The sequence below is a fragment of the Streptomyces sp. NBC_00353 genome (assembly GCF_036108815.1).
In the GTDB taxonomy this organism is placed as follows: Bacteria; Actinomycetota; Actinomycetes; order Streptomycetales; family Streptomycetaceae; genus Streptomyces.
Genome location: NZ_CP107985.1, coordinates 3,673,707 through 3,698,397, shown reverse-complemented (window position 1 = coordinate 3,698,397; position 24,691 = coordinate 3,673,707). Strand labels below are relative to the sequence as shown.

Annotated in this window: 17 protein-coding genes; 11 read left to right on the top strand and 6 right to left on the bottom strand. The window is 69.0% G+C overall.

The genetic code is table 11. From position 1 onward, the window contains the following. Positions 1–90: 90 nt before the first annotated feature. From OHA88_RS16760 to OHA88_RS16720, 9 genes are all read left to right on the top strand, one after another. Positions 91–1,065, top strand: a complete 975-nt coding sequence (locus tag OHA88_RS16760; RefSeq protein ID WP_328626128.1) for a LacI family DNA-binding transcriptional regulator — start codon at positions 91–93, stop codon at positions 1,063–1,065. 178 nt (positions 1,066–1,243) lie between these two features. Beyond that, complete coding sequence (locus tag OHA88_RS16755) at positions 1,244–2,920, top strand: ABC transporter substrate-binding protein (protein WP_328626127.1); 1,677 nt, start codon at positions 1,244–1,246, stop codon at positions 2,918–2,920. Positions 2,921–2,941: 21 nt separating this feature from the next. After that, positions 2,942–3,988 carry an ABC transporter ATP-binding protein gene (locus OHA88_RS16750; protein WP_328626126.1) on the top strand — a complete coding sequence of 349 codons (1,047 nt, stop codon included), beginning with the start codon at positions 2,942–2,944 and terminating at the stop codon, positions 3,986–3,988. Continuing rightward, the gene (locus OHA88_RS16745; protein ID WP_267001494.1) at positions 3,985–4,965 is read left to right on the top strand and encodes an ABC transporter permease; all 981 of its coding nucleotides are present in this window, start codon (positions 3,985–3,987) and stop codon (positions 4,963–4,965) included. The genes OHA88_RS16750 and OHA88_RS16745 overlap by 4 nt, the downstream gene beginning before the upstream one ends. A 4-nt stretch (positions 4,966–4,969) precedes the next feature. Then, positions 4,970–5,968, top strand: coding sequence for an ABC transporter permease (locus OHA88_RS16740; protein ID WP_267001492.1), 999 nt, complete (start codon positions 4,970–4,972; stop codon positions 5,966–5,968). Then, positions 5,965–6,975, top strand: a complete 1,011-nt coding sequence (locus tag OHA88_RS16735; RefSeq protein ID WP_328626125.1) for an ABC transporter ATP-binding protein — start codon at positions 5,965–5,967, stop codon at positions 6,973–6,975. Before OHA88_RS16740 ends, OHA88_RS16735 begins: the two co-directional genes overlap by 4 nt. Before the next feature lie 28 nt (positions 6,976–7,003). Beyond that, a complete protein-coding gene (locus tag OHA88_RS16730) occupies positions 7,004–8,422 on the top strand; it encodes a GH1 family beta-glucosidase (protein ID WP_328626124.1) in 1,419 nt (472 codons plus the stop codon). 154 nt (positions 8,423–8,576) lie between these two features. Then, on the top strand, positions 8,577–11,687 hold the full coding sequence (locus OHA88_RS16725; RefSeq protein WP_328626123.1) for a glycoside hydrolase family 3 protein: 3,111 nt from the start codon (positions 8,577–8,579) through the stop codon (positions 11,685–11,687). A 62-nt stretch (positions 11,688–11,749) separates the two neighbouring features. Continuing rightward, positions 11,750–13,120: a hypothetical protein gene (locus OHA88_RS16720; protein WP_328626122.1), complete on the top strand. Its 1,371-nt coding sequence runs from the start codon at positions 11,750–11,752 to the stop codon at positions 13,118–13,120. Between the two features lie 176 nt (positions 13,121–13,296). Here OHA88_RS16720 and OHA88_RS16715 read toward each other — a convergent pair whose 3' ends face one another. The 5 genes from OHA88_RS16715 to OHA88_RS16695 form a co-directional block, all read right to left on the bottom strand. Further along, positions 13,297–13,470 carry a hypothetical protein gene (locus tag OHA88_RS16715; RefSeq protein WP_328626121.1) on the bottom strand — a complete coding sequence of 58 codons (174 nt, stop codon included), beginning with the start codon at positions 13,468–13,470 and terminating at the stop codon, positions 13,297–13,299. 150 nt (positions 13,471–13,620) lie between these two features. After that, positions 13,621–14,520, bottom strand: a complete 900-nt coding sequence (locus OHA88_RS16710) for an aldo/keto reductase (RefSeq protein WP_328626120.1) — start codon at positions 14,518–14,520, stop codon at positions 13,621–13,623. Between the two features lie 320 nt (positions 14,521–14,840). Then, the gene (locus OHA88_RS16705) at positions 14,841–16,202 is read right to left on the bottom strand and encodes an SGNH/GDSL hydrolase family protein (protein ID WP_328626119.1); all 1,362 of its coding nucleotides are present in this window, start codon (positions 16,200–16,202) and stop codon (positions 14,841–14,843) included. 374 nt (positions 16,203–16,576) lie between these two features. Next, the gene (locus OHA88_RS16700; RefSeq protein ID WP_328626118.1) at positions 16,577–17,230 is read right to left on the bottom strand and encodes a class I SAM-dependent methyltransferase; all 654 of its coding nucleotides are present in this window, start codon (positions 17,228–17,230) and stop codon (positions 16,577–16,579) included. A 159-nt stretch (positions 17,231–17,389) separates the two neighbouring features. Next, positions 17,390–18,001: a YceI family protein gene (locus tag OHA88_RS16695; protein ID WP_267001472.1), complete on the bottom strand. Its 612-nt coding sequence runs from the start codon at positions 17,999–18,001 to the stop codon at positions 17,390–17,392. Between the two features lie 236 nt (positions 18,002–18,237). On the opposite strand from OHA88_RS16695, the gene OHA88_RS16690 reads away from it, so the two are divergent. Further along, a complete protein-coding gene (locus OHA88_RS16690; protein ID WP_328626117.1) occupies positions 18,238–18,762 on the top strand; it encodes a hypothetical protein in 525 nt (174 codons plus the stop codon). A 69-nt stretch (positions 18,763–18,831) separates the two neighbouring features. Here the strand turns inward: OHA88_RS16690 and OHA88_RS16685 are convergent, their stop codons facing one another. Further along, complete coding sequence (locus OHA88_RS16685) at positions 18,832–20,058, bottom strand: glycoside hydrolase family 64 protein (RefSeq protein WP_328626116.1); 1,227 nt, start codon at positions 20,056–20,058, stop codon at positions 18,832–18,834. 349 nt (positions 20,059–20,407) lie between these two features. On the opposite strand from OHA88_RS16685, the gene OHA88_RS16680 reads away from it, so the two are divergent. After that, entirely contained in the window at positions 20,408–24,280 is a 3,873-nt protein-coding gene (locus OHA88_RS16680; RefSeq protein ID WP_328626115.1) for an endo-alpha-N-acetylgalactosaminidase family protein, read from the top strand. The last annotated feature ends 411 nt before the right edge of the window (positions 24,281–24,691 follow it).

Below are 24,691 nucleotides of genomic sequence, written 5' to 3'. Positions count from 1 at the left end.
GTTAACTCACGCCGCAACGCCGGTACCGGTTCCGGAACCGGTTGCGGTACCGGTTCCGTTCCCTGTTCCGCCTTGTCCCGGAGGCCCCCGATGCGTGTCACCATCGCCGATGTCGCCCGCGAGGCCGGCGTCAGCAAGACGACCGTGTCCCGGGTCATCAACACCAAGGGCGAGGTGGACGGTTCAACGGCAGCCCGTGTTCGCGAAGTGATCGCACAACTCGGTTACGTACCCAGCTCGGGCGCGGTCGGCCTGGCCCGCGGCAGCAGCCGTACGGTCGGCATGCTGGTGCCCTCGCTCACCTGGCCGTGGATGGGCGAAGTGCTCCAGGGTGTCGTCGACACCGTCGAGGCCGCCGACTACGGGCTGCTGCTCTTCACCTGCAACCGGGGCGCCGAGTCCGTGGAGCGCTTCACCAGCCAGGTGTCGGCGCGTGCCTTCGACGGGCTCGTCGTCGTCGAACCCGAGAACACTCTCGACCACCTCACCGCACTGCACCGCGGTGGCCTGCCGATCGTGCTCATCGACGACCGCGGCCACCACCCCGAATTCCCCTCCGTCGTGACCACCAACCACGAAGGAGGCGCGTCCGCCGCCCGCCATCTGCTGGCCGCCGGACGCACCAGGCCCCTGGTCCTCACGGGCCCCCAGCACTTCGGCTGTGTACGCGACCGGCTGGACGGATTCCGTACGGTCCTGCCGACCGATCTCGTCGTCCAAGGGGACTTCACCGAACGGTGCGGCCGACAGGCGGTGGAACAACTCATCGCCGAGGGCGCGCAGTTCGACTCTGTCTTCGCGCACAACGACATCAGCGCGGCGGGCGTGCTGCGGGCGTTGCGCGCGGCCGGCCGGTCGGTGCCCGACGACATCGCCGTGGTCGGCTTCGACGACATCCCGATGGCCGAGCACACCGAACCGCCGCTGACCACCGTGCGCCAGCCCACCCGGCAGATGGGTGAGACGGCGGCGCGGCTGCTGCTCTCCCATCTCGGCGGCACGGCCACCCCCGACGGGCCGGTCGTACTGCCCACCGAACTGGTCGTGCGCCTCTCGGCGCCGTAGCGGTCCGGCGGGGATCCCTCCCGGCCGCCCGCACCTCTTGTCGCCTACGCGCCTCCCCGCGCACCCTCGGCACCACCCGCACCACCCGCACCACTAGCACTACCCGTACCCGGCGCGCCGAGCGCCGACCACCCTCCGTCCCGGATCCTCCGGACCCGCAGTCCTTCCTGGAGTCGCCATGTCCGCACGCCGCCGCCCCGTACTGAGAGCGCTCTCAACAGCCACCGTCGTGGTCGCTCTCGCCACCGGTTGCTCGTCCGCCAACTCGGGTGCCAACAAAGGGGGTGGCGGCGCCTCCGGCGTGCTGACCCTGGGCAAGCCGGACGGACCGCAGACCAACAACAGCAACCCGTTCCTCAGCACCTCGGCCGGGGCCACGCTCGGCTACCGCTTCATGATCTACGAGCCGCTGGCGATGACGAACCAGATCAAGCCCGCGGACAAGGCCAAGCCGTGGCTGGCGACCGACTGGACGTGGGAGTCCAACTTCACCAAGGTCACTTTCAGCCTCGACCCCAAGGCCAAGTGGGCCGACGGCAAGCCCCTGACCGCCGACGACGTCGCGTACACCTTCGAACTGCTCAAGAAGCACCCGGCGCTGAACGGCAACGGCATTCCGTTCGACGGGGTCTCGATCGAGGGCAAGAAGGTCGTTCTGACCTTCAAGGACTCCCAGTTCGTCAACCAGAACAAGATCACCCAGCAGTTCATCGTGCCCAAGCACATCTGGGAAGGTGTCAAGAACCCGGAGACCTGGCCCAACCGCACCCCGGTCGGCTCCGGCCCGTACAAGCTGAAGACGTTCACCCCGCAGACCACCACCCTGACGGCCACGCCCGCCTACTGGAAGGGCAAGACCAAGGTCAAGGAGCTGCGGTACACCGCGTACAACGACAACAGCGCGGCGACCACGGCGCTCGCGAGCGGCAAGGTCGAGTGGTCGTTCGTCTTCATGCCGAACTACAAGCAGCTGTTCGTCGCCAAGGACCCGAAGAACCACAAGCTGTGGTTCCCGTCCGGGCTCGGCATCCACGGACTGTGGTTCAACACCGCCCGCAAGCCGTTCGACAGCCCGGCGCTGCGCAAGGCCATGGCGATGGTCGTCGACCGCAAGGCGATCTACACCCAGGCCGAGGCGACCCTCTACCCGGAGATCACCAACCCCACCGGCATCCCGCTGCCCGCCGGTGACTCGTTCCTGGCGCCCGAGTACAAGAGCGCGACGACCGCGCCCGATGTGGCCGGCGCCAAGAAGATCCTCGACGACGCCGGGTTCAAGCTCTCCGGCGGTGTGCTGAAGGACCCGAGCGGAAAGCCGGTGAAGCTGACGCTGACCGACCCGGCCGGCTGGAACGACTACATCACCGGGCTCTCCATCATCAAGGACAACATCAAGCAGCTCGGCATCGAGGCGAAGGTCAAGACGCAGACCGCCGAGGCCTGGGGCGCGGATGTCGCCAACGGCAACTTCGACGCCACCCTGCACTGGACCAACAGTGGTGCGACCCCGTACGACATGTACCAGAACATCATGGACGGCGCGCTGCTCCAGCCCATCGGCAAGAGCTCCCAGCTCGGCAACTTCGGCCGCTTCAAGAGCCCCGAGGCGACCCAGGCGCTGAAGGACTACGCCAACGCCACCGAGGAAGCCACCCGCACCACGGCCATGAACAAGCTCCAGAAGATCATGGTCGAGCAGGCGCCGGTGATCCCGACGGCCGCCGCCCCCATCGGGGCCGAGTACTCCACGAAGAACTGGGTGGGCTGGCCCACCGAGGCCGACCCGTACGCCCCGCCGCAGCACACCCAGCCCACCGCGCTGGAGATCGTGCTGAACCTGAAGCCCTCCAAGTAAGTACGGGGAAACGGACCGGCCATGACCACCACCACCGATCGGACCGACGACGTCGTGCTCGAAGCACGCGGAGTCACCAAACACTTCCCCGTCCGCCGCACCGGCCGTGATCTCGTCTCGCGCCGGCGCCGCACCGTCCACGCCGTCGACGACGTCTCGCTGAAGCTCCGGCGGGGCACTGTCACGGCCCTGGTGGGGGAGTCGGGCTCCGGCAAATCCACCGTCGCCCGGCTGCTCGCCCAGCTGTATCCGCTCACCGAGGGTGAGATCCAGCTGGCGGGGAAGGCGGTGAAGGCGGGCCGTGGCCGGTCCTTCCGCTCATACGTACGACAGGTCCAGCTGATCTTCCAGGACCCGTTCGCCTCGCTCAACCCGGTGCACACCGTGCGCTACCACCTCACCCGGTCGTTGAAGATCCACGGCCGGGAGGCGACCGAGACCGAGCTCGCCGCACTGCTGGAGCGGGTGCAGCTCACCCCTGCCGCGCAGTACCTCGACAAGTTCCCGCACGAGCTCTCCGGCGGCCAGCGCCAGCGTGTCGCCATCGCCCGTGCGCTCGGCGCCGACCCGAAGGTCCTCCTCGCCGACGAGCCCGTCTCGATGCTCGACGTCTCCATCCGGCTCGGCGTCCTCAACCTGCTGCGGGACCTCAAGGAACGCCTCCACCTGGCGATCCTCTACATCACCCACGACATCGCCTCCGCCCGCTACTTCGCGGACACCACGCTCGTGATGTACGCGGGCCGGATCGTCGAGGGCGGTAACAGCGAGACCGTCACCCAGCACCCCGCGCACCCGTACACCCAGCTGCTGATCGCCTCCGCGCCCGACCCGGACCGGGTGGTCGCCGAGGCGGAACAGGAGGAGACCGGCAGTGGCGAACCGCCCTCGCTGATCGCCCCGCCGGCCGGCTGCCGCTTCCATCCGCGCTGCCCGAAGGCGCTCGAGCGCTGCCGCACCGAACTGCCGCCGCGCTTCGACCTGGCGGACGGTCAGTGGGCGGCCTGCTGGCTGTACGCCGACGCCGCGGAAGCCGCCGATGACCACGAGAAGGAGGCTGCGAAGTGAAGTATCTGCTGCAACGGCTCGCCTTCTACCTGGTCACCGCGTGGGCCGCGATCACCATCAACTTCCTGATCCCGCGCCTGATGCCGGGCGACCCCGTCCAGTCCCTCATCGCCCGCTTCCAGGGCCAGCTCGACACCAGCGCCATCGCCTCGCTGAAGGCGCTCTTCGGCCTCGACAAGCACCAGTCGCTCTGGGAGCAGTACACCGACTACTGGTCGCATCTGCTCGACGGAGACCTCGGGCTCTCCTTCACCTTCTTCCCGACGCCGGTGAGCGAGGTGATCAGCCAGTCGTTGCCGTGGACGCTCGCGCTCGTCGGCGTCACCACCCTGATCAGCTTCGTGCTCGGCACCGGCATCGGTGTCTTCACCGGCTGGCGGCGCGGCTCCTGGATGGACAGCCTGCTGCCCGTCACCACGTTCATCTCCGCCATCCCGTACTTCTGGCTGGGGCTGATCGCCATCGCGCTGTTCGCCGTGAAGTGGCCGCTCTTCCCGGCCGCGGGCGGTTACGACAGTGCACTGGTGCCCGCGTTCGACTGGCCGTTCATCTCCAGCGCGCTCTATCACGCCGCCCTGCCGGGCCTCACGATCGTGCTCAGCGCCGTGGCCGGCTGGATCCTCGGCATGCGGAACATGATGGTGACGGTGTCCAGTGAGGACTACGTCATGGTCGCCCAGGCCAAGGGGCTCTCCGAGCGGCGGGTGATGTTCGGATACGCGGCACGCAACGCGATCCTGCCGAACATCTCCGGCTTCGCCCTCTCCCTGGGCTTCATCGTCGGCGGCACGCTGCTGGTGGAGATGGTCTTCTCCTACCCGGGCATCGGCTACCAGCTCTTCCAGGGCGTGGGTGCCAAGGACTATCCCCTGATGCAGGGCGTCTTCCTCATCATCACGCTCTCGGTCCTCGCGGCGAACCTCCTCGCCGACGTCATCTACATGGTCCTCGACCCCCGTACCCGAAGGGAGGCCTAGGAACATGGCCGTCACCGCCGCAGAGGTCGCCGTACTCGACGCGACCGAGACCCCGGCGCCCAGTAAGCGCAGGTTCCGCTTCCTGCGCGGCCGCAAGACCGTCGTCGGGCTCGGGATCCTGCTCTTCTTCGTCGTGATCGCCGTCATCGGGCCGTGGATCGCTCCGTACGACCCGGACACCATGAGCAACGAGCTGCTCCAACCGCCCTCCGGAGCACACTGGTTCGGCACCACGCAGACCGGTCAGGACGTGCTCTCGCAGATCCTCGTCGGCACCCGCGGGGTCCTGGTCGTCGGCTTCGTCGCCGGGATCTTCGCGACGATCCTGTCCGTACTGATCGGGGTCAGCGCCGGGTTCCTCGGCGGCACCGCCGACGAACTGCTCTCGGTGCTCTCCAATGTCTTCCTGGTCATCCCGGGACTGCCACTGATCATCATCATCGCGAGCTTCGTCTCCGACGCCGGTGACCTGCTGATCGCCACCGTGATCGCCTTCACCTCCTGGGCCTGGGGCGCGCGCGTCCTGCGCGCCCAGACGCTGTCGCTGCGCCGCAGGGACTACGTCGAAGCGGCCCGCGCCACCGGTGAGTCCACCTGGCGGATCATCCTCTTCGAGGTCCTGCCGAACCTGACGGCCGTCATCGCGTCCGGCTTCGTCGGCACGGTGATCTTCGCGATCCTGTCCGAGATCACCCTCGCCTTCATCGGCGTCGCCGACATCTCCAACTGGAACTGGGGGACCGTCCTGTTCTGGGCGCAGTCCAACCAGGCACTGGCCCAGGGCGCGTGGTGGTGGTTCGTCCCGGCCGGACTCTGCATCGCCCTGCTCGGCATGTCGCTCGCCCTGATCAACTTCGGCATCGACGAGTTCGTCAACCCGCGGCTGCGTACGGAGACGGGCGCGTCCCGGAAGGTCCGGATGCGGGTCGGCTTCACCCCCGTGGCGCGCGGTACGCACGATGCCGCGGCGCACGGCACGCACGACAAGGAGACCCGCTCATGAGCGAGCCCGTCCTCACCATCAGTGGCCTGAACGTGGACTACGGCACCGGGGACGCCGCCGTGCACGCGCTGCGCGACATCGACCTCACCCTGCACCGAGGCGAAGTCCTCGGCCTGGCAGGCGAGTCGGGCTCCGGCAAGTCCACCCTGGCGTACGCCGTCACCCGCCTCCTCTCCCCGCCCGGAGTGATCACCGGTGGCGAGGTCCACTACCACCAGCGCGACGGGGAAAGGCTCGACCTGCTGACGCTGACCGCCCCCGAGCTCCGCGCCTTCCGCTGGCAGGAGTTGTCGATCGTCTTCCAGGGAGCGATGAACTCGCTCAACCCGGTGCACACGGTCCACAGCCAGCTCACCGACGTACTCAAGGCGCACCGCCCCGAGATGAACCGGGCCGAGCGCACCGCACGCGCGAAGGAGCTGCTGGCGCTGGTCGGCATCTCCGCGGACCGGCTCTCCGCCTACCCGCACCAGCTCTCCGGCGGCATGCGCCAGCGCGTGATGATCGCGATGGCACTTGCGCTGGAGCCCGAGATCGTCATCATGGACGAGCCCACGACGGCCCTGGACGTCGTCATGCAGCGCCAGATCCTGCGCCAGCTGGTCAGGCTCCGCGAGGAGCTGGGGTTCTCGGTCGTCTTCATCACGCACGACATCTCGCTGCTGATCGAGTTCTCGGACCGGATCGCGATCATGTACGGCGGCCGGATCGTCGAGGAGGCCGGTGCCTCCGACATCTACCAGGACCCCCGCCACCCCTACAGCGACGGCCTGCTGCACTCCTTCCCGGCTCTGCACGGTCCCCGCCGCGAACTCACCGGCATTCCCGGCTCGCCTCCGCATCTGTCCGCGATGCCGGCCGGCTGCGCCTTCCACCCCCGCTGCGGCAAGGCACTCGAACCGTGCGCCACCAAGGTGCCGGTGCTCGACCGGCCGGAAGGGGACGGCTCCCGCACCGTGGCCTGCTGGCTGCATCAGCCGGCCCCGGCCGCCGCCCCCCGCTCGTAGCGACCCCACAGCACACCACAGGAGAACCATGAACCTCGTCATCCCCCAGGGATACGCTCGCGAGATCGCCGCCGAGCCCGTTACCGGTCTGCCCGCCGACTTCCGCTGGGGCGTCGCCACCGCCGCCTACCAGATCGAGGGAGCGGCCGCCGAGGACGGCAGAACCCCGTCCATCTGGGACACGTACTGCAGGGTGCCGGGCATGGTCGTCCGCGGCGAGAACGGCGATGTGGCCTGTGACCACTACCACCGGATGCCCGAGGACGTGCAGCTGATCGCGGACCTGGGCGTCGACACGTACCGCTTCTCGCTCGCCTGGCCGCGCATCCAGCCCGGTGGCCGCGGCCCGGCCAACGCCAAGGGCCTCGACTTCTACAAGCGGCTGATCGACGAGCTCGAGTCCAAGGGCATCACCCCCTGGATCACCCTTTACCACTGGGACCTGCCGCAGGAGCTGGAGGACGCGGGCGGCTGGCCGGCCCGGGACACCGCCTACCGCTTCGCCGAGTACGCCGCCCTCGCCTACGACGCGCTCGGTGACCGGGTCAAGCACTGGACCACGCTCAACGAGCCCTGGTGCTCGGCCATGCTCGGGTACGCGTACGGCAACCAGGCCCCCGGCCGTACGAACTTCGGCGAGGCGATCCACGCGGTCCACCATCTGCTGCTCGGCCACGGGCTCGCCTCCCGGTACATCCGCGAGACCGCCGCCGCCCGCGGCAACGACCTGGAACTGGGCATCACGCTCAACCTCGGCACCGCCACCCCCGAGACCGACAGCCACGAGGACGCCGAGGCCTGCCGGCGCGCCGACGGGCTCGGCCGCCGCCTCTATCTGGACCCGGTGGTCAAGGGCGCCTACCCCGAGGACGTCATCGCCGACCTCGCCCTGCGGAACGTCGAACTCCCGGTCCAGGACGGCGACCTGGAGATCATCTCCACCCCGCTCGACGTCCTCGGCGTCAACTTCTACCGCGGCACGCTCTTCTCCGGCGTCACGGAGGAGGGGTCCCCGGTGGACGCCGACGGGCTGCAGGTCACCCGCGGCGTCGAGCGCGACCTGCCGCGTACCGCCATGGACTGGGAGATCACCCCCACCGCCCTCACCGATCTGCTGGTGCGGCTGCAGGAGGACTACGGCATCCCGACCGTCATCACCGAGAACGGCGCCGCGTTCGACGACACCGTCTCCGCGGACGGCGAGATCCACGACGCCGACCGCACCACCTACCTCGCCGACCACATCGCCGCCGTCGCTGCGGCCCGCGCCGAAGGCGCCGATGTCCGGGGCTACTTCGCCTGGTCGCTGATGGACAACTTCGAGTGGTCCTACGGCTACGACAAGCGGTTCGGCATCGTCCGCGTCGACTACGACACCCAGGAGCGGACGCTCAAGGACAGCGCCAAGTGGTACCGCGACACGATCCGCCTCACCCGCGGCGCGTAACTGCGGCAACAACCAGGTCTCCCAGCCCTACTGGGGTCTCCCGCAGTCCAGCGTCGACCGCATCGCGCAGGGCGGCGTACAGACGGGGACCGACTGGGGGCGGGTCGAGCAGAAGAACCAGCAGAAGCACTTTTCAGTGTCCGAAGGAGCCGCAATGCCACCACGCACCCGCCTCGCCCGCCACCGGGCCAGACCGGCGACGGCCGCACTGGCTGCCGTCACCGTCCTCGCCGGTCTGCTCGCCGGAGCCGTCCCGAGCGCCAGTGCCGCCACCGCAGCGGCGGCGGACGACCCGGCGCCCGTCCTCGTCGACCGCTTCGAGGGCGAGGTCCCGTTCGCCAACCAGCCCGCCGACGGCATCTTCACCTGGGGCGGCGACTCCGACGACCCGCCGACCCTGGCCCTGAAGGACCGCGCCGACGCCCCCGAGGGTGCCAAGGTCCTCGAAGGCACGTACAACATCAGCGGTTACGGCGGCCTCAGCCACGACTTCGCCGCCGACCAGCCCGCCCACGACTGGTCGGCCCACAAGGGCATCCGTTTCTGGTGGTACGGCCAGAACACCGCCCCGCTGCCGCCCGGTTCGGGCAGGAGGATCAACTTCGAGATCAAGGACGGCGGCGCCAACGGCGAGGCGTCCGAGCTGTGGACCACGTCGTTCACCGACGACTGGGAGGGCTGGCACCAGGTCGAGATACCGTTCACCGACTTCACGTACCGCACCGACTACCAGCCCGTCGGCGGCATCGACCAGGTCCTCGGCCTCGACGAGATGTGGGGCTACGCCGTCACGCTGCCGACCGGGGCCCCCGGCTCGTTCGCCATGGACGGTGTGGAGCTGTACGGGAAGGCCGACGCGGCCCTGAAGGCGAGCGTCGTCACGGACGCGGCGGTCCATACGGTGAAGGAGGGCGGCACGGCGGACATCGATGTCTCCGTCGCCACCACCGGCTCCGTACCGATCGAGGAACCCGTCACCGTCGCGTACGCGACCAAGGGCGGCAGCGCCGAGCCCGGCAAGGACTACACGCCGGTCACCGGCACGTACACCTTCCCGGCAGGCACCGCGTCCGGGACCTCGCACCGGATCTCGGTGGCCACCAGGAAGGACGGGGCAGCCGAGTCCGCCGAGACGATCCCGCTCGAACTCACCGTCACCGGCGCCAAGCCGCCCAAGGAGAACCCGCAGGTCGTCATCGACGCCCATGGGCTGCCGTACCTCGACCCGAAGCTCCCGGTGAAGAAGCGCGTCGCCGACCTCCTCTCCCGGATGTCGCCGGCCGAGAAGGCCGGCCAGATGACGCAGGCCGAGCGCAATGCACTGAAGTCGCAGGGGGACATCGCCACGTACGACCTCGGCTCGCTGCTCTCCGGCGGCGGCTCGGTTCCTACGCCGAACACACCGGAGGCGTGGGCGAAGATGGTCGACGCCTACCAACTCCGGGCGCAGGCGACCCGCTTCCAGATCCCGCTGATCTACGGCGTGGACGCGGTGCACGGGCACAACAACGTCATCGGCTCGACGATCATGCCGCACAACATCGGCATCGGTGCCGGCCGCGACCCGAAGCTCGCCGAGCGGACCGGCGCGGTCACCGCCGACGAGGTCCGCGCGACGGGCATTCCGTGGGACTTCGCACCCTGCCTCTGCGTCACCCGCGACGAGCGCTGGGGCCGCTCCTACGAGTCGTACGGTGAGGACCCGGCACTCGTCGAGTCCATGGAGACGGTCATCCAGGGCATGCAGGGCAGCGCGTCCGGCAAGGACCTGCACCGCAACGACAAGGTCCTGGCCACCGCCAAGCACTACGTCGGCGACGGCGGTACGGAGTTCGGCTCGTCCACCACCGGTTCGTACACCATCGACCAGGGCGTCACGAAGGTCACCCGGCAGGAGCTCGAAGCCGTGCACCTCGCCCCGTTCGAGGAGGCCGTCAAGCGCGGTGTCGGCACGGTCATGCCGTCGTACTCCTCGCTCGACATCCTCGGTGACGACCAGGGCCCGGTGAAGATGCACGCCGACGCCGAGATGATCAACGGCGTGCTCAAGGACCGGATGGGCTTCGAGGGCTTCGTCATCAGTGACTGGCAGGCCATCGACCAGATCCCCGGCGACTACGCCAGCGACGTCCGTACGTCCATCAACGCCGGACTCGACATGATCATGGTCCCGACGGCCTACCAGGACTTCACGAAGACGCTCCAGGACGAGGTCACCGCGGGCCGGATCAGCCAGGCCCGGATCGACGACGCGGTCACCCGGATCCTGACCCAGAAGTTCCGGCTCGGTCTCTTCGAGAAGCCGTACGCCGACACGACCGACATCGACCAGGTCGGCTCGGCCGGACACCGTGCGGTGGCCCGCGAGGCGGCGGCAAAGTCGCAGGTCCTGCTGAAGAACGACGGCGGAGTGCTGCCGCTCAAGGCATCGCAGAAGGTGTACGTCGCCGGGTCCAACGCCGACAACATCGGCAACCAGGCCGGCGGCTGGACCGTCAGCTGGCAGGGCTCGTCGGGCAGGATCACCACGGGTACGACGATCCTGGAGGCCATGAAGAAGGACGCAACGGACGCCGCCTCGGTCACCTACTCCAAGGACGCTTCGGCATCCACGGACGGCTACGACGTGGGTGTGGTCGTGGTCGGCGAGACCCCGTACGCCGAAGGCATCGGTGACGTCGGCAACGGCAACGACCTGGAGCTGACCGCTGCCGACAAGGCCGCGATCGACAAGGTCTGCGCCGCGATGAAGTGCGCGGTCCTGGTGGTCTCCGGCCGCCCGCAGCTCATCGGCGACAGGCTCGGTGACATCGACGCACTTGTCGCGTCCTGGCTGCCGGGCACCGAGGGCGACGGAGTGGCCGACGTGCTGTACGGGAAGCGTGCCTTCACCGGACAGCTGCCGGTCACCTGGCCGAAGTCCGAGTCGCAGCTGCCGATCAACGTCGGCGACGCGACGTACGACCCGCAGTTCCCGTACGGCTGGGGCCTGACCACGCTGAAGAAGGCCCCGACGGGCGGCGAACTGACCCTGGGCGCGCTAGCCGTCGCCGCGCAGCTCGCGGAGAAGGCCGGACTGGGGAAGTCCGAGGCAGGCAGGGCGATCGTCGACCAGGCCCGCCTGCTGGTGCAGCAGAAGGCGGGCGGGAAGCCGACCGCGGCGGTGTCCAAGCCGTTCGCCGACGCCGACCATCTGCTGCTCACCGGTGATCTGACCGGGGCGGTGGCCAAGCTGAGGACGGCGTACCGGGCCGCACAGCGGTAACAGAAGGGGGGCTGACCCAGGTGGGCGGAGCATTTGTCGCCCACCTGGGTTAGCGTCGATATATGCGGAACAGGCTGTTTCCGACCCTGCTGGCCGGCCTGCTGCTGATGCTCTCGGCAGCCATGCTGGCCATGGCCCCGGCTGCGCCGAGCGCCACGACGATCAACGATGTGGCCCGGGCCCTGCGCCAGGGCCCGGTGTACGTCGATCCGGCAGCGGCGGACCAGCTGTCCGCGAGTCAGGCCGACGCCCTGACCAAGAAGATCAAGGACGCGGACAAGCCGGTCTTCGTGGCTGTGCTGCCGCGGACTTCCGCGTTCCCCGAGGCCACGGTGTTGCGGACGCTGCGCAACGACACCGGGATCACCGGCGTGTACGGAATCCGCCTCGGCGACACGTTCAAGCTGGGTGCGGACCGATCGGTCATGTCCGTCACGGCCCGCCAGAACCTCTCCGCGGCCCTGCAGGCCCCCGGCACCGCTACGGACGCCACCACCCAGCTCACCACCTTCGTCGACCAGGCCGTCGCCCAGGCGCGCGGTCACGCACCCGCCTCCTGGAGCGGCGGCTCGAACGACACGGGATCCGGCGTGACCGCACTGATCACGGTCGGCGCGCTCGCTGTGATCGGCGGTGGGACCGCGTACGCGATCGTCCGCCGCAACCGCCGCCGCAAGGCGGATGAGGAACGGGCGGCGCTCGACAAGCTGCGGGTCGTCGTGGACGAGGACATCACCGCATACGGCGAGACCCTCGACCGCCTCGACTTCCACCCGGCGGAGGCCGGCGCCGACGACGCGATGCGCGCCGACTACGAGCGGGCACTCGACTCGTACGAGAGCGCGAAGTCCCGCATGGACAAGGCCCAGCACCCGTCCGACGTGCGCGGGGTCACCCAGGCCCTGGAGGACGGCCGCTTCTCCCTGGCCGTCCTGGAAGCCCGCCGCTCAGGCAGCCGCCTGCCCGACCGCCGCCCACCGTGCTTCTTCGACCCGCGCCACGGTCCTTCGGTGGCCGATGCCGTGTGGACGCCGTCCGGCGGCGCACCGCGCGAGGTCCCGGTCTGCGGCGTGGACGAGATCCGGCTGCGCGACGGCGAGGACCCACTGAGCCGCACGGTCGACACGGGCGACGGCCGTCGCCGCCCGTACTGGGAGGCGGGCCCGGCGTACGGCCCCTGGGCGGGCGGCTACTTCGGCGGCGGCCTGCTCCCCGGCCTGCTGGTGGGCACCCTGCTCGGCTCGATGCTCTCGTCCCCGGCCTACGCGGCGGACTACGGCGGCGGCGACTTCGGCAGCGGCGACTACTCGGGCGGTGACTACTCCGGCTCCGACTTCGACGCGTCCGACTTCGGGGGCGGAGGCGACGGCGGAGGATTCGGCGGCGGTGGCGATTTCGGCGGGGGCGGCGATTTCGGTGGCGGCGGCTTCTGAGAGCCGAAACTGCGCACCGGCAGACTCCGTCGGCAAGTCCCCGGGCCCAGCGATGAGGGCGCCCGCACAGCCGCTTCACCGCGGGTGCGGACGCCCTCGTACTTTCCCAGGATCAGCGGCCTGCCCGTCACCCGGCGTAGCCGGGTCGGGGCAGCGCATCAGCGGGGGAACGGTTGTTACAGATCCTGCTCGATCTGCATTTCCCGGACCTTGTCGTCACGGTGCGTCTTGTCGTTCTTGATGGTGTAGGTGGTCGCCGGTCCGCTGCCGCTGACCTTGGTGATCTCGCCCTGACACCGCTTGTTCTGCTGGTCCAGGTACTCCACGCGCTGACCCTCGTTGTGCGGCATTGACTTCTCCGTTTCTCGGTGTACACGGGCAGGAGCCGTCCCGGCGTTCCAGCACGGGCTGCCCCTGCCGGCGCCCGCTTCCCATTGCGGTGCGCAATGCCAGACCACACCGTGTTCGTACAACCAGCGACTCCAGAGAGCCCAATGGAGTCAACTGTTCCTGGTGAGCACTGCCAGTTCGTCGCGCGAGAGCCGCAGCGCTCCGGCTGCCACGTTGGCGGTCAGGTGGTCGGGATCGCCGGTGCCCGGTATGGCCAGGACGTGCGGGCCCTGGTGCAGCGTCCAGGCCAGCCGGACCTGCGCGACGGTGGCTCCGTGTGCGCGGGCTACGGCGAGCAGCTCGTCGTCGTCACCGGCGCTCGCGCCCTGCTCGCGCCCCGCGCCGGCGATCGCGAAGAACGGCACGAAAGCGACGCCCATCTCGCCGCAGGCCCGCAGGAGATCGTCGTCGTCCGCGCTGTGCGCGTCGATGCCGTACCGGTTCTGCACGCAGACCACCGGGGCGATGGCCTGTGCCTCGGCCAGGTGTTCCGGTGTGACGCCGGAGACTCCGAGGTGGCGGACCAGCCCCGCATCGCGCAGCTCGGCCAGCGCGCCGAAGTGCTCGGAGACGGACTCCTGGCCCATGACGCGAAGGTTGACGACGTCGAGGTGGTCGCGGCCCAGCTGGCGCAGGTTCTCCTCGACCTGGCCGCGCAGTTCGTCGGGCCTCGCCGGAGTCCGCCACGCGCCTGAGGCGTCCCGCACCGGACCGACCTTGGTGGTGATGACGAGATCTTCGGGATACGGCGCCAGCGCCCGGTTGATCAGCTCGTTGGCGGAGCGCAGCGGCGAGAAGTAGAACGCGGCGGTGTCGATGTGGTTCACACCGAGATCGATCGCGCGGCGCAGCACGGCTGTCGACCGGCTGCGATCGCTGGACGGACTGTCGGCGCTGAAGGCCTTGCCGTTCTGCGTCAGGCGCATCGCGCCGAATCCGAGCCGGTTGACGGTCAGGTCACCGAGCTTCCAGCTGCCCGAGGCTGTCGCGGTGATCGTCTCCGAGGTCATGAGGTGACCCTTCAGGTGGTGTTCGGAACGTACGAAGGGCAACTTCGTGACGTGGCGGTGGAGTTGGCAGGTGGTGTACGCGGGCTGTGCACCGCGGGCCACGATGGCTTGCGCTCCTGCTTGGTAACTGATAAATTCGCCGCAGAAGGTGTGTCTTTCTATCTGATCTTCATGTGTGCAGGGTATCGCTCGGGCTGACGGTCCGTCCAGTGGTCGCCCGTGCTTCCGGCTTTTCGCCGTCCGGAATACCCAACGCCGACAGCCGCATCACAGACGTGTGATGCGGCTGTCGGCGTGGCCGAAACCGGCCCGGGCCGGGGCTAGTTGAAGCCGAAACCCCGCGGAAGCGGCTCCTGCCGGAACAGCCGGGACGGAACGGCGTCGGCCAGGGCCTGGTAACCGGTCGGGTTCAGGTGCAGATGGTCGCCGTCGTCGTACGTCGGCAGGAGTTGTCCCGGCTTCTGCGGGTCACGCGCCACGCGATCGAAGTCGATCACGCTGTCGAACCGGCCGCTGGTGCGAATCCACTTGTTGACCGTCTGCCGGGCCTGCTCCCGGTATCCGTCCGGGTCGTCGTACGCGGTGTTGCCGCCGAAGGGCGTCAGCGTCGCCCCGTACACCCGGATCCCGTGCGTGTGCGCCCGGACGATGATCTGGTCGTAGGCCGCGATCAGATCGTCCGCCACCTGCTTCTGGGCGGCTTCCGAGGCATCGGCCGTGCCGATGTCATTGACGCCTTCGAAGACGAGCAGCCACTCGACTCCGCTCTGTGCCAGTACGTCACGGTCCACCCGTGACAGGGCGTTGGGGCCCAGGCCGTCGTTCAGTACCCGGTTGCCGCCCGCCGCCTGATTGAGGATCGCGGTGCCGGCGGTGTCCCGGCGCGACCGCAGCCTGTCCTGCAGCTGGTCCGGCCAGCGGTTGTTCATATTGGTGGTGGAGCCCCGGCCGTCGGTCAGCGAGTCGCCCAGCATGACAGCCGCCGCAGTGGTGCCTCCGGACCACACCTCGACTCCGCTGAGGAAGTACCAGTGTGCGGTCGATGCCGCCCCCGCCAGGTCCGTGTCCTCGACATGGTTGCCGGCCTGCATGAATGACGTGGTCCGGGAACCGGGGTGCGAGGTGATGGAGTTGGACGCCTGGCCCTCGGCCAGGTAGATGGTCACGGAAAGGTTGGATCCGGGCTCCAGATCGAAGTCCAGCGGGTCGGAGACGATCTCCGACCCGACCGGAACGACCGCCGACGACCGGCCGTGGAAGGTCACCTTCCGGGAGGTCCCCGGCTGGATCGCACTGTCGCCGGCCCGCCCGCCGGCCGGAAGTGCGACCGAGACCGCGGTGATGGGCAGTGCCGTACCACCGAACGCGTTGGAGAAGCGCAGTCGCATCTGCTGTCCGCCGACCGCCATGTGGACGGTCTGTCGCAGGGTGCTGTCGGCGAAGACCAGATTGTCCTGCGTGAACGGCGCAGGCGGCATATTGGAGGGCTCGGTCAACTGCGGCATCGACGTCCAGGTATTCACCCAGTGGTTGTTCAATTGCTGCGGTTTTGCGTCAACGGACAGACCCGGTGCCTTGTGGGCGCCCTCCGTGCCCACGGCTCCCACAGCGGAGGCCGTCGCCACTGTGGCCGCAAGAGCCACTGTTACGGTCAGGCCGACGATCGAAAACTTTCGGGCCATGGACTGCGTCCCCTTCATCACAATGATCCACGCACGCTGTGGCGGTGACGGTAAACGGGCTGGTTACTGGGTGTCAAGAAACCTTTCATGATCCGACTTGAGTCGGTGGAATACCGAAACTTTCGGAGAGTGGGAAAGGGTGCGATGTGACGCAAGATGCCCGCACCGTGAACTGACTGCTCGTCAAATGTCTGCGACGTGTGCGCGTCCGGACCGCGGAGTGCGCAGAACCGGGGTCGTCCGAACGTCGAGCGGCGCGACGGCTCCGCGCATTTCCCACCGGATCTCCGGGGCGTCTCGGAAAGTGCTGGAACACCGAGGAATTGACGCCGTGGCGCATGACCTGCCCGCCTTGTTCCGCTGCCGTTCGGCGGTTATGAATTCCCCGGTTTGCGCACCAGAAGGCAGGCTTGCGGAATTCGCGCACCTTCCGGCTCGCGGATCAGCGTGGCGTGCACCACGAGCCCGGCGCGGGTCGCCGACTCGGCAATGCGGTCGGGTGGCAACAGGTGGACGTCGAGGGTCATCGCGTGGCCGCCGTACCCCGTCTCCTTGCGCCGTCGTTCGTCGCCGACGTGGAAGCCGAGCAGCAGGTGGCCTCCAGGGGCCAGCACCCGGTGGAACTCCGCGAACACCGTCGGCAGCACTTCCGGTGGTGTGTGGATGATGGAGTACCAGGCGACGATGCCGCCGAGTTCGCCGTCCGCCGACTCCAGAGCTGTCATCGTCCCGACGTCGAACCGCAGACCCGGGTGGTCCCGCCGGGCCACTTCGACCATCCCCGGTGACAGATCCACACCGAATGCCGCCAGGCCGAGGGAGCGGAGATGTGCCGTCACATGGCCGGGTCCGCAACCCACATCGGCGACCGGGCCGTTGCCGGCTCCTCGCACCAGTTCGGCGAATGTGCCCAGCATCGAGCGCCCCAACAGGTCGGCCTCGAATGCGGGGCGCACGAGCTCGGCATAGTCGACGGCGACTGTGTCGTACGACACCCGGGTTTCGCGTAGGTAGGACGGCTCGGTCACGCCGCAGACCCTATTGCTCCCCGCGCGGGAAGGCGCTGGAACCGCCTCCCCGCGCGGGAACGCGCTGGAACCGCGGCGGAGGGAAACGCCGAGCGCCCGCCTTCCTCCCCGGCGGGGGAGTGGAAGGCGGGCGCGCTCGGGGCGGGGTGCTTCCGAGGATCAGGCCTGCGCGGCGGCGGCCTTGATCGCGGAGATGTCGAAGTTCAGCTTGACCTTGTCGCTGACCATCACGCCGCCGGTCTCCAGCGCCGCGTTCCAGGTCAGGCCCCAGTCGGAGCGGAGGATTTCCGCGCCGCCCTCGAAGCCGACGCGCTCGTTGCCGTAGGGGTCGGTGGCGGAGCCGTTGAACTCCAGGTCGATGGCGAGCGGACGGGTGACGTCCTTGATGGTGAGGTCACCGGTGATGCGGTACTTGTCGCCGCCGAGCTGCTCGGCGTGGGTGGAGCGGAACGTCATGAGCGGGAACTTCTCGGCGTCGAAGAAGTCGCCGCTGACCAGGTGGCCGTCGCGGTCGGCGATGCCGGTGTCGACGCTGGCGATCTTGACGTCGATGGAGGCGGTGGAGTGGTGCGGGTCGGTGCCGTTCAGCGTCAGCGTGCCCTCGTGGTCGCCGAAGGAGCCGCGGACGTTGGTGACCATGGCGTGACGCACGGTGAAGCCGATGCTGCTGTGCGACGGGTCGATCGTGTACGTGCCGGTCAGCGCGGTCAGGGCCGGGTCCACGGCGGTGGTGGACGGGGCGGCGGCGGACTTGCGGTTGAACAGAGCCATGGCTCCTCCTCGGGGACTTGGTCGAGCGGGGGTCGAGGTCATTGTTTAACCTTCAACGACATCGACTGTAGCTACGTCTTGTTCAAAGTTCAACATCTGGCGCCGACTGATTTCTGTGATGGGTCCACAGGGGTGACGGCGCTCGCCGCGGCGGCGCCCGATGCCCTCTGGCGGACGCGCGTAGAACTCGGGCACTATCTCCCTGCCCTTGTTGTCATGAGCAGGAGGAGTCCCCCATGGTGTCCCGTATGACACTGCGCCCCGTCCTGACCGCCCTCGCCCTCGTCCTCGGCGCCGTGTTCGCCCCCGGTATCGGCGTTCTCGGCAGCGGCGCCACCGAGGCCCACGCCGTCACCAAGCTCACGCACGCACAGGCGACGGCCCGGTTCAGCTCGTCCGGTATCACCTGGTCGTCCTCCGGCGGCTGCTCGAACCGGAACGTCGCCACCTGCACGTCCTTCGATCAGCTCAACCTCGCCACCGCCCAGGGGGCCCAGACCCTGAAGAGCGCCACCGGCTGCGCGCTCAACATCACCGGCGGCACCGAGACCGGGCACGCCAGCGGTACGTACTCGCACTGGAACGGCTACAAGCTCGACTACGGCAAGTCCACCTGTCTCACCAACTACATCCACAGCGCCTTCAGCTACATAGGGCTCCGTGGTGACGGCGCTCCCCAGTACCAGTCCGGCTCCGGGAACATCTACGCGGACGAGGGAAACCACTGGGACGTCCTCTACTACAACTGCGGCGGCTGCTGAGCCCGCACGCGCAGGTGCCCCCGTCCGGAAGGTCCCGGGCGGGGGCACCTGGCTGTACTTCTCCCTGGCTCAGGAGCCCACGCTCACCGTGAACCGCCGCGGGTTGCCGTCGTTCGCCGCCCCGGAGACGTCCGGCTCACCGTCGGGACGCACGTCGTCGTACGGGAACGCGTACCCGATCGGGGTGTTCGCGTGCACCACGCGCGACCAGTGGTTCGTCACCGCGCCCCGGTAGTAGTCCGCCACCGTCGTGCCGTTCGGCTGGTCGGGGTGCGAGAGCATGAGGGACCGGTTGAAGCCCGCTGCCAGCCGCGCCAGCAGGGCCTTCTTGTCGTCGGAGTCGCCCGGGTTGTTGGTGAACGGCCCGTGGTTGCAGGTGAAGATGTCCTTCGACACCGGCTTGGTGAAGGTGTGGCCGCCGTCGAAGGTCAGGATGTCGCCGACGACCCGGCCGGTCCGTACGCCCCGGCCGCCCTGGAGATCGATCCGCAGATCCGTACCCCGGTACTTGTCCCAGGCCTGGTCGATCTGTGCGGTGAACAGGTCCCGGAACGGCATCTGGTCCGGCCGGTCGAAATACGGTGCCATCAGGTTCTGCGGCGAGATCACCCGCAGTACGTTGCCGTCCGTGCCACGGGTCACCAGCTTGTCCCACGGTTGTCCGTCGGCCGCCGCCTGGGCGGTCAGGGCGTCGGCGATCCGCTGCACGGCACCGTTCGGAAGCGGCGCGACCGTGTGCGTCGTGTCGCCCTCCAGCGTCAGACCGATCGGCAGCGCGGTGACCAGATCGACGTAGCTGATGTTCGCGTACAGCTGCTGCGGGTTGAAAGTGAACTCGCAGAACGACCAGGTCCGCCCGTAGTTCGGGTCGGCGGACGTCGCGAACGCCGGCTCGACCAGCGCGGGGCCGGGGTTCAGGAAGAAGTCCAGCTTGCCGTCGCGTACGAAGTAGACGCGGGCCCCGTACATCTGAGGAAGGGTCAGGATCACGGGACCGGCGCCGGCCGACTTCAGCGGGATGGCGCAGTCGACCGGCAGCGGGGTCTGCGGTGCGGCGGGGGAGTCGGGGCGGTAGACGCTGCCGTCGGCCCGCAGCAGCATCCAGCGGTCGGTGCCCTGCTCATGGCCGGTGACATAGGCGTGGACCGTGCCGGGCAGCGAGCGGTTCTCCAGGGCCAGTTCACAGGTGGCGGCGGCCGCCGACGCGTGCGGGCTGAGGGCACTTCCCCAGGCGGGGTAGGTGAGCGCGGTCGCGGTGGCGGCGGCGCCCGTCAGGAACAGTCTGCGCGAGATCACGGGGGGACTCCTGAGGTGTGGGGGCCGCGGACGGGAACGATCGTGCGGGGATTCGGAACAAGGGGCGTCCGCGGTGCGCACCACTCTTGCGACGGCCGCCATGACCGTCAAGGGTTGTGACTGAGAGCGCTCTCAAGAAAGAGAATTCTTCACAACTCGTCGAGTGGGAACGGTAATTGGCGGGCGACTGCGGGGCGGGTCCTGACTGTGCGGTCAGGAAGTGAACACCGCACCCGCCTCGGCCCGCCCACCGGCCACTTGGACTTACGCAACGCGGTTGTTGGACTGGCACGCACATCGAGGTCCCACGTCGTTGACGGTGTCCCGACATGGGGACTACTCAGGGCACATGTCGCGAAGATTCACTTCGGCGGGCGCTGTCGCCGCCGCCTCAGCCGCCGTCCTGGCGCTCGTGGGGACCGCACTCCCCGCCGCAGCCGCCACTCCGCCCCCCGCCGCAGCCGGCACGGCCGTCCCCGCGGATGCCGCCGTCATCGGATCCCCGCAGCTCTCGGTCGCTGTCGCCGACGACTTCCCGCGTGTCCTGTCGTACACCGATCGGGACAGCGGCAACCAACTGCTCGGCAGTACACAGCCGGTGACCGCCGTGACCCTCAACGGTGCCGCGCACCCGGTGCAGCCGAAGGGCGCGCCCGAGGTCACCGCCACGACCGCGCGGTACACGCTCACCTTCCCCGACCTGCCCGGTGTGGAGATCGACGCCTCGCTCTCGGTCTCCGGACGCACCACCACCTTCAGGGTGACGGCCGTCCGCGACACCGAGGCGTTCCGGGTCGGCACCATCGACATCCCCGGCCACGACCTGGTCTCCGTCGGCTCCACGGACACCGGCGCCGCCACCGCGTTCACCCGCCTCGACCCGGACTCGACGAAGACCGCCGACGTCTTCGCCCGGGTCACCGCGGACACCGCCGCCGACAAGGCGCCGGTCGGCGCCTCGTACGCGATCGTCAACACCGGCTCGCTCGCTGCGGCCGTCGAGTCCAATTCCTCGTACGACAAGCCGTCCGGCGCCACCGGGGGCGATGACGCCCGGTTCTGGCACCAGGCGCGCAAGGCCGACGACGGCACCGTCCGGGTCGGCGTCTGGTCCGGGCAGTGGACCTACCGCGGCGCCGGCGCACCGAAGCCGGAGAGCGGCGCGAACCTGCCCTGGGCCAAGGTCGTCGTCACCCCCGACGCCAACGGGGACAAGGCCGTCGACTGGCAGGACGGCGCCGTCGCGTTCCGCACCATCGGCGTCACCGCGCCCGGCAGCGACGACACCGCGAACCGGGTGATCACCCACATCCCGTTCAACTTCGCCAGCCAGGCCACCCACCCGTTCCTGCGCACCCTCGACGACGTCAAGCGGGTCTCGCTCGCCACCGACGGACTCGGTCAGCTGGCGCTGCTCAAGGGGTACGCCTCCGAGGGCCACGACTCCGCCCACCCCGACTACGGCGGCAACTACAACGAGCGCGCCGGCGGGCTGAAGGACCTCAACGCACTGCTGAGGGAAGGCAAGAAGTGGGGCGCCACCTTCGGCGTCCACGTCAACGCCACCGAGGCGTACGCGGACGCCCACGCCTTCGACGAGAAGCTCGTCGACAAGACGAAGCCCGGCTGGAACTGGCTCGGCCAGAGCTACTACATCGACCAGCGGAACGACATCAACAGCGGCAACCTGGCCCGCCGCTTCCAGCAGTTGCGCGACGAGACCGACCTCAACCTCAGCCTGCTCTACATCGACGTCTACTACACGCACGGCTGGATCGCCGACAAGACCCTGCAGTCCGTGCAGAAGCAGGGCTGGAACGTCGCCACCGAGTGGGCCGACAAGTTCGAGCGCGGCTCGCTCTGGTCGCACTGGGCCAATGACCTCGACTACGGCGGCGCCACCAACAAGGGCCTCAACTCGCAGATCATCCGGTTCATCCGCAACAGCGAGAAGGACGTCTGGAACAACGACCCGGTCCTCGGCCAGACCGCCATCGACGAGTTCGAGGGCTGGACCGGCGAGACCGACTGGAACGCCTTCTACGACAACATCTGGCAGCGCAACCTGCCCGCCAAGTACCTCCAGCAGCAGAAGATCACCCGCTGGGACGGCAACGACATCACCTTCACCGGCGGTGTCCGGGGCACGGTCGAGGACGGCAGGCGGACCTTCTACGACCACGGCCGCAAGGTGCTCAGCGGCACCGACTACCTGCTGCCGTGGGACGGCGGCAAGAAGCTGTACCACTACAGCAAGTCCGGTGGTACGAGCAGCTGGTCGGTGCCCTCCAAGGGCGCGTACACCGTCTACAAGCTCACCGACAACGGCCGGGTCAAGACCGGTACGGTCCGGCCCGTCGACGGGAAGATCACGCTGACGGCCACCGCCGGACAGCCGTACGTCCTCTACCCGGACCACGCACCCGCCGCCGCCGACCCGGAGTGGGGCGAGGGCAGTGCGGTCGACGACCCGGGCTTCAACGACAACGGGCTCGACGACTGGTCGAAGACCGGCACCGTCGCCCGTGACACCGACGACCAGGGCCGCAACAGCGCGAAGCTCTCCGGCGACGGCACGGCCGCCGTCGCACAGCGCATCTCCGGCCTCAAGCCCGGCGCGCGTTACACCGCCTCCGCGCTGATCGAGGTCCAGCCCGGAAAGACCCGGCACACGACGCTCTCGATCGGCGGCAGGTCCGTCGCCGTGGACCGCTCCACGGCCGAGGACTACGTCGCCGCTTCGGACTGGCACGGCACGTACTTCCAGCGGGCCAAGGTGAACTTCACCGCCCCCGCGGACGGCCGCACCACGTTCCGTATCGAAGCGGCCAGGGGCAGCGCCGCGACGGTGCGGGCCGATGACGTCCGGATCGTCGCCAACGCCCCGGCGACCGAGAAGAACACCGTCGTGTACGAGGACTTCGAGGACGTCGACCAGGGCTGGGGCCCCTTCCTCAAGGGCGATGCGGGCGGCTCCACCGACCCCCGGACCGTCGTCTCCCAGCTGCACGCCCCTTACACCCAGGCCGGCTGGAACGGGAAGCTCGTCGACGACGTGATCGGCGGCAAGGAGTCCCTCAAGGCCCACGAGGAGAACAGCGGACTCGTCTACCGGACGGCGCCCTGGACGGTACCGATGGCCGACGGCCACCGGTACAAGATCGAGTACGACTACCAGTCGAGCCACGCCGGCGCCTATGAGTGGGTCGACGGCTACGACCGGATCACGGCCGACGGCAACCCCGACTCGGTCGAGACCCGCACCACCGCGATCGGGCAGCAGCGCACCACCGGGCACTTCTCCGAGACCGTCACGGCGGGCTGCGGCGACACCTGGACCGGGCTCCGCAAGCGCGACGACGCACCCGAGGGCGCCGACTTCGTCCTCGACGCGTTCACCGTGACCGACCTCGGTCGGGCCCCCGCCGGTGAGCCGGCCGCCTGCGGCACGCTCAGCGTCGACCCGGCCGCCGAGACCCTGGAGCCGGGCACGGCCAACGTCGTCAAGGCGAGCTTCACCAACTACGAGGCGACGGCTGCGACCGACGTGTCGGTCGGCCTCACCGTCCCCGACGGCTGGAAGGCGGAGCCCGTGGGTGCCGTCACCTTCGACTCCGTGGCGGCGGGCGCCAAGGTCACCGGCAGCTGGCAGGTCACCCCGCCGGTGGACGCCGAGTACCGGACGTACAGCCTGAGCGCCGAGGCGTCGTACACGGTCGGCGGGGCGGAGCGGACCCTCGGTGCGCAGACGTCCGTACGGACCCTGCCGCCGCCGCCCACCACGGACAGCTGGGCCAGCGACCTGGACTGGACGGCGTCGAGCAACGGCTGGGGACCGGTCGAGCGCGATCTCTCCAACGGTGAGACGGGCGCCGGCGACGGCACTCCGCTGACGATCGGTGGCACCGTATACGCCAAGGGCCTCGGCAGCCACGCCCCGGCGAACATCCGCTACTACCTGGGCGGCAGGTGCACGTCGTTCACCGCCGAGGTGGGCGTCGACGATGTGCAGAAGACCGCGGGCAGCGTGCAGTTCGGCGTCAGGGCCGACGGTACGGAGAAGGTGAAGTCGCCGGTCCTCAAGGCGGCCGACACGGCCTGGTCGCTCACGGCGGACGTCACCGGCGCGAAGTACGTCGAGCTGGTCGTCGCGGACGGCGGCGACGGCAACGGCAACGACCACGCGGACTGGGGCAACGCACGGTTCCACTGCGGAAGCTGAATGAGCCGACAGTGAGCAGTGAGAGGGGGTGGGGCCGATCCCGGTCCCACCCCTTCCCAGGAGCGCGTCCGCGAGGACGTGCGGAGGGGGTGGGGCCGCAAGGCCGGGGTATTCTCACCGGACTCCGCCGTGCCCGCCAAGGGCGGTGCGGTGGGAGAAGCGGATCAGCGGCTCGTTCCACCTCCGTCGGTTCCCGTTCCGTCCGGACGCCGCGGACGTCGTGCCCGCAGCCGTGCGGGACGCCTTTCGCGAGGCCGTGCGGCTGACCGTCACCCACTCGGGCGAACCGGTCGTGGACCGTCCGGAGGACTCCCGGAAGGCGCAGGACGCACAGGCGAGGGATGCCCGGGACTCACCGGTGTGTGCAGTACGCCACAGTGACACTTTGTGGAGCCTGTACAAACGGGGACC